Origin of the sequence: Nocardioides phosphati (assembly GCF_014646375.1) — a bacterium.
Classification (GTDB): domain Bacteria; phylum Actinomycetota; class Actinomycetes; order Propionibacteriales; family Nocardioidaceae; genus Nocardioides; species Nocardioides phosphati.
Genome location: NZ_BMNI01000009.1, coordinates 38733 through 51107, shown reverse-complemented (window position 1 = coordinate 51107; position 12375 = coordinate 38733). Strand labels below are relative to the sequence as shown.

The 12375-nt window shown below is 69.9% G+C and carries 10 protein-coding genes; 8 read left to right on the top strand and 2 right to left on the bottom strand.

The genetic code is table 11. The annotated features are described in order from the left end of the window. The first annotated feature begins 54 nt into the window (after positions 1 to 54). Entirely contained in the window at positions 55 to 1533 is a 1479-nt protein-coding gene (locus IEX47_RS14925) for a flavin-containing monooxygenase (RefSeq protein ID WP_188784816.1), read from the top strand. Positions 1534 to 1640: 107 nt separating this feature from the next. Here the strand turns inward: IEX47_RS14925 and IEX47_RS14920 are convergent, their stop codons facing one another. Beyond that, positions 1641 to 2933 (bottom strand): acyl-CoA dehydrogenase family protein, encoded by a 1293-nt coding sequence (locus IEX47_RS14920; protein ID WP_188784815.1) that lies wholly within the window; start codon positions 2931 to 2933, stop codon positions 1641 to 1643. Positions 2934 to 3058: 125 nt separating this feature from the next. Beyond that, positions 3059 to 3757: a TetR/AcrR family transcriptional regulator gene (locus IEX47_RS14915; RefSeq protein WP_188784814.1), complete on the bottom strand. Its 699-nt coding sequence runs from the start codon at positions 3755 to 3757 to the stop codon at positions 3059 to 3061. Positions 3758 to 3874: 117 nt separating this feature from the next. Between IEX47_RS14915 and IEX47_RS14910 the strand changes: the two genes are divergently transcribed. From IEX47_RS14910 to IEX47_RS14880, 7 genes are all read left to right on the top strand, one after another. Further along, a complete protein-coding gene (locus IEX47_RS14910) occupies positions 3875 to 5086 on the top strand; it encodes a lipid-transfer protein (RefSeq protein ID WP_188784813.1) in 1212 nt (403 codons plus the stop codon). A 104-nt stretch (positions 5087 to 5190) separates the two neighbouring features. Continuing rightward, on the top strand, positions 5191 to 5631 hold the full coding sequence (locus IEX47_RS14905) for a type II toxin-antitoxin system Rv0910 family toxin (protein ID WP_188784812.1): 441 nt from the start codon (positions 5191 to 5193) through the stop codon (positions 5629 to 5631). 47 nt (positions 5632 to 5678) lie between these two features. Next, on the top strand, positions 5679 to 6569 hold the full coding sequence (locus IEX47_RS14900) for a MaoC/PaaZ C-terminal domain-containing protein (protein ID WP_188784811.1): 891 nt from the start codon (positions 5679 to 5681) through the stop codon (positions 6567 to 6569). Between the two features lie 36 nt (positions 6570 to 6605). Beyond that, positions 6606 to 7475 (top strand): SDR family oxidoreductase, encoded by an 870-nt coding sequence (locus tag IEX47_RS14895; RefSeq protein WP_188784810.1) that lies wholly within the window; start codon positions 6606 to 6608, stop codon positions 7473 to 7475. 52 nt (positions 7476 to 7527) lie between these two features. Continuing rightward, positions 7528 to 9750 carry an acyl-CoA dehydrogenase family protein gene (locus tag IEX47_RS14890; protein ID WP_188784809.1) on the top strand — a complete coding sequence of 741 codons (2223 nt, stop codon included), beginning with the start codon at positions 7528 to 7530 and terminating at the stop codon, positions 9748 to 9750. Positions 9751 to 9824: 74 nt separating this feature from the next. Continuing rightward, a complete protein-coding gene (locus IEX47_RS14885) occupies positions 9825 to 11552 on the top strand; it encodes a GMC oxidoreductase (protein WP_188784808.1) in 1728 nt (575 codons plus the stop codon). Between the two features lie 3 nt (positions 11553 to 11555). Beyond that, the gene (locus IEX47_RS14880) at positions 11556 to 12356 is read left to right on the top strand and encodes an alpha/beta fold hydrolase (protein ID WP_188784807.1); all 801 of its coding nucleotides are present in this window, start codon (positions 11556 to 11558) and stop codon (positions 12354 to 12356) included. The last annotated feature ends 19 nt before the right edge of the window (positions 12357 to 12375 follow it).

Sequence of the window (12375 nt, the reverse complement as noted above, 5' to 3'; positions counted from 1 at the left end):
GACACCGCCGGTCCTCATGTACGCCGGACACCGCGTCTCAGTAACGTCGTCGTCATGAGCATCGAGCACCACGACGTCGTCATCGTCGGCGCCGGATTCTCCGGCCTCGGCGTCGCCATCGCCCTGCAGCGGGCGGGCTTCGAGGACGTCCTCCTCGTCGACGACGCCGACGGCGCAGGCGGCGTCTGGCACTGGAACACCTACCCCGGCGTCGCGGTCGACATCCCGTCGTTCAGCTATCAGTTCTCGTTCGCGCAGCGCACGGACTGGACCCGCAGCTACGCCAAGGGCGCCGAGCTGAAGCAGTACGCCGAGCACCTCGTCGAGCGCTTCGGCCTCGCCGACCGGATCCGGTTCGGGACCCGCGTGACCAGCGCGACGTACGACGAGGCCACCTGCGTGTGGGACGTCGCGACGACGACCGGCGACCTCACCGCGACGCACGTGGTGCACGCGGGCGGTCCGCTCAGCCAGCCGAAGTACCCCGAGATCACCGGCCTCGAGTCCTTCGCGGGCGAGGTCATGCACACCGCCCGCTGGGACCACGACGTCGCGCTCGCCGGCAAGCGGGTCGCGATCATCGGCACCGGTGCGTCTGCGGTGCAGATCATCCCCTCCATCGCGCCCGAGGTGGAGCACCTGACCGTCTTCCAGCGGACTCCCATCTGGTGCCTGCCCAAGGCGGACTTCCCGATCGGCGCGCCCGCTCGCGTGGGCCTGCGTCACCTGCCCGGTGTCAACCGCCTCGCGCGGCTCACCAGCGACCTCTTCGTCGAGGCGACGTTCCCGTTCCTCGCCCACTACGGCGGGGCGCTGCAGGCCGGCAAGGTGCTCGAGCCGGTGGCCCGCAGCTACCTGCGGTCGCAGATCGACGACCCCGAGACCCGCGACAAGCTCACGCCGCGCTACGGCCTGGGCTGCAAGCGGCCGAGCTTCCACAACAGCTACCTGTCGACGTTCAACCGCGACAACGTCGCACTGCAGACGGACGGCATCCGCGAGGTCACGCCGCATGGCGTCGTGACGGCCGACGGCACGGAGCACGAGGTCGACGTCCTGCTCCTCGCCACCGGCTTCAAGGTGACCGAGAAGGACGCCCTGCCCGGCTACGACGTCGTCGGACGCGACGGCCTGGTCATCGCCGACTGGTGGGAGACCGAACGGCTGCAGGCCTACCAGGGTGTGTCCGCCCCCGGCTTCCCGAACTTCTTCACGACCTTCGGGCCCTACGGCTACAATGGATCGTCGTACTTCCAGCTCGCCGAGGCGACCGCCGGACACATCGTGCGCGTCCTGAAGGAGGCCCGGCGTCGCGGGGCGGCCGAGGTCGAGGTGACCTCCCGGGCGCACGAGCGGTACATGGCATCGGTGCGGAAGCGGCGCGGACCGCAGGTCTTCTGGCAGCCGTCGTGCGCCGGGGCGAACAGCTACTACTTCACCAAGGACGGCGACGTCCCGCTCCGGCCCGGGCTCACGCCCGAGGTCCGGTGGCGCAACGCGCACTTCCCGCTCGACGACTACGCCTACGCCTGACGTACGCCGGGGCGCACCGCGCACCGGGAGGCCATCTGCGGAACGACGAGCCCCCGACACGCCGTGACGTACGGCGTGCCGGGGGCTCGCAACGTGTCAGGTGGCCGTCAGCCGGCGAGCAGGCCCTTCGCCACGTGGGTCACCTGGATCTCGTTGGAGCCGGCGTAGATCATCAGCGACTTGGCGTCACGGGCGAGCTGCTCGACGCGGTACTCCGCCATGTAGCCGTTGCCACCGAAGAGCTGGACCGCCTCCATCGCGACGTCCGTGGCCGCCTCGGTGGAGTAGAGCTTCATCGCGGACGCCTCGGCGAGGGTCGGCATCTTGCCGGCCTTGATGCCGTCGAGGGCGACGAAGACCATGTTCTGCACGTTGAGGCGCGCGACCTCCATCTTGGCGAGCTTGAGCTGGATCAGCTGGAAGTCGCTGATCGGCTTGCCCCAGAGCTCACGCTTCTTCGCGTAGTCGACCGAGCGGCGGTGGCACTCGTTGATGATGCCGAGCGAGCCGATCGCGCAGGCGACGCGCTCCATGACGAAGCCGTCCCGGGCGCTCTGGCGACCGTCGTTTGCCGAGGACCCCTTCTCGAGGGCCTTCTCGCCGCCGAGGAGGCGGTCCATGCCGAGCCGAACGTCGTCGAAGAAGAGCTCGCCGGTACGGGAGGACATCAGGCCCATCTTCTTGAAGGGCTTGCCCTGGGTGAAGCCCGGGTCGCCCTTCTCCAGGATGAACGCGAGTACCTGGCGGTCGCGGATCGGGGTGCCGTCGCCCTCGTCGAGCTTGGCGTAGACCACGGCGACGTCGGCGTCGGGGCCATTGGTCGCGAAGGTCTTCGAGCCGGTCAGGATGAAGGCGTCGCCGTCGCGCCGAACGGTGGTCTTCATGCCACCGAAGGCGTCGGAACCGGAGTCAGGCTCGGTGATCGACCAGGCGGCGATGTGCTCGAGCGTGGCGATCTTCTCGACGTACTTCTCCTTCTGCTCCAGCGTGCCCTTCTGCAGGATCGTGGCAGCACCCAGGCCGATCGACACACCAACCGAGACCATGGTCCCGAGCGAGACGCCAGCAAGCTCGGAGCCGACGACGGCGCCCATGCCGAGCATGTCGAGCATCGGGTTGGGCTCGGCGGCCCCGTCCTTCTTCTTCTCCGCGCGCGCGGCCTTCGCCGCCTCGCGCTCCTCCGGAGTGCGCTCGGCGCGCTTGCGCTCGGAGGCGAGCATCTTGCGGATTGCGTCGCGTGCCATGTCAGTCACGCCGAAGTCGGCGAAGAACTGGCGGGCCATGTCGTACGGCGGGATCTCGCCGGTCTCGATCGCGTCGCGCTGCGGCTCGGCGTTCTTCGCGATCCAGTCGCGCACGCCCTCGCGGATCGCCTCGTCCATGTCGGACCACTCGTGCATGGGGATTCCTCCTCGCAGGGGCATCCGTCGTCGTCGCGCCTCCATGGCGGAGCGGATGCCGCAATGCGGAGATGATTACATGGACATGCTGTCCACGGTAACCCCCGGCGCGCCGAAAGGGCGGCTCAGGCGGTGACGCCGAAGTCGGTGTCGACGTCGAGCTCGACGCCCGCGAGGCGCGCGGTGGCCTGGATCGTGCCGCAGGTGGCATCGGTCAGGAAGGTGACGAGGTCCTTCTTCGTGCTGCGCGAGCGGCCGGCCAGCAGCCAGCGGTTCACGACGCTGTCGACCTGTCCGATGATCGCGAAGGCGAGGTTCTCGGCGGCGCCACGGGGCAGCTTGCCGTCGATGACGAGCGGGAAGACCCCCTGGATGAGCTCCCGCAGCCCCATCGCGAACGCGGTCTTGCCGCCGGTCGCCTGCGGCGAGCCGTGCATCGGGCGCGCTGCCGATCCGGCCCCGAGGAAGCGGTGCAGGTTCGCGTGGTCGCTGACCCAGTCGACGTACGTGCGAGCGCCGCGGCCGACCATCTCCCGCACGGTGCCCCGGGGCACCAGCAGCGGTGCGAGCGTGGCGTTCATGTCGTTGATGATCCGGAGCCGGATCTGCGCGTCGAGGTCGTCACGGTCACGGAAGAGCTTGTAGACGACCGAGCGCGGGATGCCGGCCTGGGCGGCGATGGCCGCCACGCCGACGTCTCCGCCGTCGCGGTCGATCAGCTCGAGGGCGGCGGCGAGCAGGCTCTCGCGGCGTCCCTGGCGGTGGTCCTCCCACCGCCGGTCACGCCCGTCGACACTGCGGCTGTCCTCCACCAACTGGCTCATGCGAGAAACTCTAACGAAGTTGCTTGACCGGACACGGTGTCCAACATAGTTTTATCTTCGACAGTGTGTCCACGGTAGATCCGAGCCGTGGTCTCCCGAGCAACGAAGGGCTCTTCCATGGGCAGCAACAAGGTCTACGTCATCGGCGTCGGCATGACGAAGTTCGAGAAGCCGGGTTCGAAGGACTGGGACTACCCGGACATGGCGCGCGAGGCCGGCACGAAGGCGCTCGAGGACGCGGGCATCGCGTACGACGCGATCCAGGCCGTCCACGTCGGCTGGGTCTACGGCGACTCCACGTCGGGCCAGCGCGCGGTCTACGAGCTCGGCAAGACCGGCGTGCCGATCACCAACGTCAACAACAACTGCTCCACCGGCTCCACGGCGCTCTACCTCGCCACCCGCGAGATCAAGGGCGGCCTCTACGACTGCGTCCTCGCCCTCGGCTTCGAGAAGATGCAGCCGGGCTCGCTGACGTCGCACTTCGACGACCGCACCAACCCGATGCTCGACCACCTGATGGCGCTCGCCGAGCTCCAGGAGTTCTCCCTGCCCGCAGCGCCGTTCATGTTCGGTGCCGCCGGCCGCGAGCACATGGAGAAGTACGGCACGACGCTCGAGCACTTCGCCAAGATCGGCCACAAGAACCACAAGCACTCGGTCAACAACCCGTACGCGCAGTTCCAGACCGAGTACACCCTGGAGCAGATCCAGGACGCGCCGATGATCTACAGCCCGCTCACCAAGCTGCAGTGCTCCCCCACCTCCGACGGCTCGGGCGCGGTCGTCCTCGCCAGCGAGAAGTTCGTCGAGGAGCACGACCTGTGGGACCAGGCGGTCGAGGTCATCGGCCAGTCGATGGTCACCGACATGGAGTCGACCTTCACCGACAACTCCGCCCAGTCGCTCGTCGGCAAGGAGATGACGCGCCGTGCCGCGCAGGAGGTCTACGCCCAGGCCGGCATCACGCCCGAGGACGTCTCCGTCATCGAGCTGCACGACTGCTTCTCGGCCAACGAGCTGATCACCTACGAGGCGCTCGGTCTCTGCGCCGACGGCGAGGCCGCGAAGCTCATCGACAACGACGACACGACGTACGGGGGTCGTTGGGTCGTCAACCCGTCCGGAGGCCTGATCTCCAAGGGCCACCCGCTCGGCGCCACGGGCCTGGCCCAGTGCTCCGAGCTCACCTGGCAGCTGCGCGGCACCGCCGACAAGCGCCAGGTCGAGCGCGCCGGCCAGCCCGGCGGCGTCGCGCTGCAGCACAACATCGGCCTCGGTGGCGCCGTCGTCGTCACGGCGTACCGCAGGGCCCAGCGCCCGGCCTGACATTCGGGTCCCCCGCACCACCGGTGCCGGGGCGGCGTACGTCGCCCCGGCATCGTCCAGCACGACCTCAACCGCACCACTCACCACCCCACCAAGGAGCCACCATGGCCAGCGTTTCCGTCACCCAGTCCCTGCCCGTCGACGTCGACACCGCGTACGGCGCCCTCGCGAACCTCGAGGGCTACAAGGACTGGCTGAAGATCCACCAGAGCTGGAAGTCCCAGCTGCCGGCCCCCGACGCCATCACCGTTGGCACCCAGATCACCGAGGTCGTCTCCGTCATGGGCATGGCCAACAAGATCGAGTGGACCGTCACCGAGGCCAACGCCCCCAAGTCGATGACCATCGAGGGCACCGGCATGGCCGGCGTGAAGATCAAGTTCACGATGTCCGTGGCCGAGAACGGCGCCGGTTCGGACGCCACGATCGACGCCGAGTTCAACGGCACGATGGTCGTCGGCCCGATCGGCAAGGCGATCGCCAAGAACACCGAGGCCGACCTGACCGAGTCGCTGGCCAAGCTGGCCGAACTCGTCGCCGCCTGATCCACGCAGCCCTGCCAAACCCCACGCAGCGAAAGGCGTACTCCGCGATGAGCACCGACACCCAGGCTCCCCGTGCCACCAAGCCCGTCACCTTCAACGACGACGGCATCGGCGAGTGGACCGAAGACGTCGTCTTCGAGGTCACCAGCGAGCGCATCGCGGAGTACGCCGCCGCGACGAACGACCCCATCGAGGCCCACCTCAAGGGTGAGATCGCCTCCCCCGTCTTCGCGGTGGTCCCCACCTTCTTCTCGATGGCGCCCGCCGCTCTCGAGGTCGCTCCCGTCGAGCTGCTGATGAAGCTGGTCCACGGCGAGCAGGACTTCCACTTCCACGCGCCGATCAAGCCCGGCGACGTCCTCACCTGCCGTGCCCGTTCGACCGGGTACGCCGCGCTGAGCACCGGCTCGACCGTCGTCATCAAGGCCGAGACGGTCAACCAGGACGGCGTGCTGGTCAACGAGCAGTTCATCACCGCGTTCTTCCGCGGCGTCGACGCCGGCAAGAACGTCGGCGAGCTGGCTCCCGGCCACGCGCTGGACCCCGCCCTCACCACCGGTACGCCGGTCGCCGAGGTCACCGCGCACGTCGACGAGGACCAGACGTTCCGCTACTCCCCCGCGTCGGGTGACCCGATGCCGATCCACCTCGACGAGGAGATCGCGCAGATGTCCGGCCTCCCGGGCATCATCAACCACGGCCTCTGCACGATGGCGTTCACCTCGTGGGCCGCCCTGGAGTCCTTCGTCGACGGCGACGTCACGAAGCTGAAGCGCTTCGCCGTCCGCTTCGCCAAGCCGGTCCTGCCCGGCCAGGACATCACCACGCGCTTCTGGGACCTCCCCGCGACCGCCGAGGGCGACCGCGCCGTCGGCTTCGAGACCTCGGTCGGCGACGACCTCGTCATCCGCGACGGCCTCGCCGTCTTCACTGCCTGAACCTCTTCTCCACCCCGACTCGTAAGGAACAGAACCATGGGAACTCTCGACGGACGCGTCGCCATCGTCACCGGCGCCGGTCGCGGCATCGGCCGCGAGCACGCCCTCCTCCTCGCCCGCGAGGGCGCCAAGGTCGTCGTCAACGACCTCGGGGGCGCCAACGACGGAAGCGGCTCGGACGCCGGCCCGGCGCAGCAGGTCGTCAACGAGATCATCGCGGCCGGTGGTGACGCCGTCGCCAACACCGACGACGTCTCGTCGTGGGCGGGCGCTGCGAACCTCGTCAACCAGGCGATCACCGTCTTCGACGGCCTCGACATCCTGGTCAACAACGCCGGCATCCTGCGTGACGCCTTCATCCCCAACATGGAGGAGCACCAGTGGGACGCCGTCCTCGCGGTGGTCCTCAAGGGCACGGCCGCCCCGATCCACCACGCTGCGGCGTACTGGAAGGAGCAGTCGAAGCAGGGCAAGCCGGTCGCGGCCTCGATCATCAACACCGCCTCCGCGTCCGGCACGTTCATGCCGAACGCCGGCCAGGCCAACTACGGCGCCGCCAAGGCCGCCGTCGCGGCGCTCACGATGGTCGCCGCCGAGGAACTGGACCGCTACGGCGTCCGCGCCAACGTGATCGCCCCGATCGCCCGCACCCGCCTCACCCTGGCCACCCCGGGCATGGGCGCGATGTTCGCCGCCGAGGTCGAGGAGGGTGAGTTCGACGCGTTCGCGCCGTCCAACATCTCGCCGATCGTCGCCCGGCTGGCGGCCGAGGACTGCAAGCTCACCGGCAAGTTCTTCGGCGTCCAGGGCGGTGTGATCCAGGAGTTCCAGGGCTGGCACGAGGTCGCGTGCATCGAGTCCGAGGGCCCCTGGCAGATCGGCGACCTCGCCGACCGCCTCGGCTGACCCACCCACGTCCAGCCCGCCCCCCGCACCACCGCCTCCAGGAGATCTGCACATGGCCCGCCAGAACTACGAGCTCGGACTCGGCATCATCGAGGAGCACCTCGACCTCGCCGACGCTGTCGCCGACCTCGCCGAGAACCTCTTCACCGCCGACGCGATCCGCTCGATCGTCGATGCCAAGAAGCCCGAGAAGTTCCCGCCGTTCTGGAAGTCGCTCGTCGAGTACGAGCTGCTCGGCCTGCACATCTCCGAGGAGCTCGGTGGCTCGGGCGGCGGGCTGACCACGCTGGCCGTGGCGCTCGAGGCACTCGGCCGCCACGCGCTGCCCGGCGCGTTCACGCCGACCGTCCTCGCCTCCGCCCTGCTGCAGGCGGCCGGCGGCGCGGCGACCGGGCACATCGCCGGCCTGATCGACGGTACGACGATCGGCGCCGTCGCCCCCGAGGGCGCCACCCTGCCGACCGCGGTCGCCACCGCCGACGGCGGGGTGACCGTCACCGGCACCTGGGACGGCGTGGCCTCCGGCGACGTGGCCGACCTCGTCGTGCTGCCGGTCGACCTCGACGGCGTGGTCCGGTGGATCGTGGTGGGGTCCGACCAGCTGAGCGTCACGCCGCAGGACTCCGTCGACGTGCTCCGCAGGGCAGCGCGGGTCTCCGCCACCGACCTCACCGTCGCCGCGGGCGACGTGCTCAGCGGCCTCGCCGCCGAGCGGGCCCGCTCCATCGCCGCCGTCGTCCTCGGTGCCGAGGCGACCGGCCTCATCTCCTGGTGCGTCGCCGCCGCGTCCGAGTACGCCAAGATCCGGGTCCAGTTCGGCCGCCCGATCGGCCTCTTCCAGGGCATCAAGCACAAGTGCGCCTGGATGGCGATCGCGCTCGAGCAGTCGCGCGCCGCCGTGTGGGACGCCGCCACCGCGATCGACAAGGGTGACGACACCGCCGACTTCGCCGGCAACGTCGCGGCCGTCCTGGTGCCGGACCTCGCGGTGAAGGTGGCCCAGGACTGCATCCAGGCCCACGGCGGCATCGGATTCACCTGGGAGCACGACGCCCACCTCTACTACCGCCGGGCCCTCGCGCTCCGCGCCCTGCTCGGCACCCGTGAGGCCCGCGCGCTGCGCGTCGCCGACGACGCCCTGGCCGGCAACCTCCGTCCGCTCGACATCGAGCTGCCGGCCGAGGCCGAGACGATCCGCGCGCAGATCCGCGCCGAGCTCGACGCAATCCAGGCGATCGAGGACGAGGACGCGCGGCTGGCCGCCCTGGGCGACGGCGGCTGGGTGCTGCCGTACTTCCCCAAGCCGTACGGCCGCGCTGCCGGACCGTTGGAGCAGGTCGTCATCGCGCAGGAGATCAAGGCTGCCGGCGTCCAGGTCCCCAACCTGCTGATGGGCATCTGGGCCCTCGCCTCGATCGTCGGCTACGGCTCCGAGGAGCTCAAGGAGGAGTTCGGCCTGCCGACGCTCCGCGGCGACATCATGTGGTGCCAGCTCTTCTCCGAGCCGGGCTCCGGCTCCGACCTCGCCTCGCTGCAGACCAAGGCGACCAAGGTCGAGGGCGGCTGGAAGATCAACGGCCAGAAGATCTGGACCTCCATGGCGCAGTTCTCCGACTGGGGCATCCTGATCGCGCGCACCGACCCAGCCGCTCCCAAGCACGAGGGCATCACCTACTTCCTTCTCGACATGACGAAGGAGGGCGTCGACGTCCGCCCGCTGCGGGAGATGACCGGCTCGGCCCTCTTCAACGAGGTCTTCTTCGACGACGTCTTCATCGAGGACAAGTACGTCGTCGGCGAGGTCAACGACGGCTGGAAGGTCACCCGCACGGCGCTGGCCAGCGAGCGCGTCGCGCTGTCGGGCAAGATGGCGGCGTACGCCAACGACGGCGACCTGCTCCGCTTCGCCAAGGGCCGGGATCTCTCCGCCGTCGCCCGCCACCAGCTCGGCGACCTGCTCGCGGAGTCGCAGGCGATCGACGTGATGAGCAACCGGATCGTGCTCAAGCAGCTGCTCGGCTCCGACAGCGGCACCACCGCGAGCGTCAACAAGCTCCTCGCGATGAGCATCAGCCAGAAGATCGCCGAGTTCATCACCGCCGAGCTCGACGTCGCGGGCGCGTTCTCCGTGCCTGGCGCGCGCACCGACCACGCCCTCGAGCAGCTGCTCGGCGGCCGGGCCACGACGATCTACGGCGGCACCACCGAGGTGCAGCTCAACCTGATCGGCGAGCGCATGCTGGGCCTGCCGCGCGACGCTGAGCCCAAGGCCTGACCCATGGTCGGATGTGACGGGCGACACCCCGTGGTTTCGGTACACCAGACACTGTGTCTCAGTAACCTCGCGAGGTGACCACGCACTACGACGTCCTCGTCATCGGCTCCGGCTTCGGTGGCTCGGTCACCGCTATGCGGCTGACCGAGAAGGGCTACACGGTCGGTGTCCTCGAGGCGGGGGCCCGCTTCGAGGACGCCGACTTCGCCGCGACCAGCTGGGACGCGAAGCGTTACGTCTTCGCCCCCGCCGCCGGCTGCTACGGCATCATGCGGATCGAGGTGATCAAGGACTGCCTGATCGCCGCAGGAGCGGGCGTCGGCGGCGGCTCGCTGGTCTACGCCAACACGCTCTACGAGCCGCTGCAGCCGTTCTACGACGACCCCGCCTGGTCACACATCACCGACTGGAAGACGGAGCTCGCGCCGTACTACGACCAGGCGAAGCGGATGCTCGGGGTGACCACCTACCCGGGGTTCACACCCGCCGACGCGCTGATGAAGCAGGTCGCTGACGATCTCGGCGTCGGCGACACCTTCCACCCGACGCCCGTCGGGGTGCTCTTCGGGCCCGCAGGCGAGCGCGGCGGGGACGAGGTGTCCGACCCGTTCTTCGGCGGCGAGGGACCGGCCCGGCGTACCTGCACCAACTGCGGCGAGTGCATGACGGGCTGCCGGCACAACGCGAAGAACACCCTGGTCAAGAACTACCTCCACCTGGCCGAGAAGAACGGCGCCGTCGTGCACCCGTTGACCACGGTCACCCGGGTTCGGCCCCGGCCTGAGGGCGGCTACACGGTCGAGGCGCGCTGGACCAAGGCGAAGCTCTCACGGCGCACGGCGGTCAAGACCTTCACCGCCGACCACGTCGTCTTCTCCGCCGCGGCCCTGGGCACGCAGAAGCTGCTCCACCGGCTCAAGGCCGAGGGCGACCTGCCGCGCGTCTCGGACCGGCTCGGCGAGCTGACCCGCACCAACTCCGAGGCGATCCTCGGCGCGCTCGCGCCCGACCTGAGCGTCGACTACTCCGAAGGCGTCGCGATCACCTCGTCGTTCCACCCCGACGCGGTCACCCACGTAGAGCCGTGCCGCTACGGCCACGGCTCCAACTTCATCTCGCTGCTGCAGACCGTCCTCGTGCCCGGCGGGCCGGGCGTGAAGCGCCGGTGGGCCGTCGAGTACGCCAGGCAGATCCCGCAGGCCCACCGCCTGTACGACGTGAAGCACTGGTCCGAGCGGGCCGTCATCGCGCTGGTCATGCAGGCCACCGACAACTCGATCACGGTCTTCCCCCGCAAGACCCCATGGGGCTGGATGCTCACCTCCAAGCAGGGCCACGGCGCGCCCAACCCGACCTGGATCCCCCAGGGCCACGACGTCGTACGCCGCCTCGCGGCGCTGATGGACCGCGACGGCAAGAAGGGCATGGCGGGTGCCAGCGTCGGCGAGCCGTTCGGCCGGCCCGCCACCGCCCACTTCATCGGCGGCTGCACCATCGGCGACTCGCCGGCGACCGGCGTGATCGACGCCTACCAGCGGCTCTACGGCCACCCCGGCCTCCACGTCGTCGACGGGTCCGCGATCACGGCGAACCTCGGCGTGAACCCGTCGCTCACCATCACCGCCCAGGCCGAGCGCGCCATGGCGTTCTGGCCCAACAAGGGCGAGGCCGACCCACGCCCGGAGCTCGGCGCGGACTACGTCTCGGTCCCTCCGGTCGCGCCCCGCTCCCCCGCCGTACCGTCATCGGCACCGGCAGCCCTGCGGCTGCCACTGGTCGACATCACCCACCGGAGGCCCTGACCGATGCTCGCCCACGAAGTGCACGGCAGCGGTGAGCCGCTGGTCCTCGTCCACGGCCTCACCCACCGCCGCCAGGCCTGGTACCCCGTCCTCGACCAGCTCGCCGAGCAGCGCCAGGTGATCCTCTTCGACCTGCCCGGCCACGGCCAGTCGCCGGACCTCGTGGTCCGCGACGGCGACGTCCAGGCCAGCCTCCGCGTGGCCCTCCAGGGGCTCTTCGACGAGATCGACCTGGAGAGCCCCCACATCGCCGGGAACTCCCTGGGCGGGCGGATCGCCCTCGAGGCGGCTGCTGACGGGCTGGTCCGCAGCGCCACGACCCTCTCGCCTGCCGCCTTCTGGTGGGGCGCGCCGGACTTCGTGTACGTGCGCGCCGTCTTCACCTGGCTGACCGCGAGCGCCAACCTGCTGTCGCCGGCGGTCCCCCGGCTGGCCCGCTCGCCGCACGCGCGGCGCGTGATGGGCGCGATGGTCTCGCGGCGCAGCGACCTGATCCCCCACGACGTCTTCGTCGACGACCTGCGGGGCATGCGACGCGCCATTCCCGCGATGAAGCAGATCTTCCCGGCGGCCGAGCCGTTCGCAGCAGCCGTGCCGAGCGACGTACCGGTGACCATCGCGTGGGGCGAGCACGACCGGATCCTGCTGCCGTACCACGCGGCGATCGCCCGCCGCCGGATGCCGCAGGCCCGGCACGTGGTGCTCCGGGGCTGCGGCCACGTGCCGATGGCCGACGATCCTGCCCAGGTCGCGCAGGTGCTCCTGGACGGAAGCGCCCCCGCCCTCGCCGCGCAGGCTGGTTAACGACCGTTAACATGCGGTC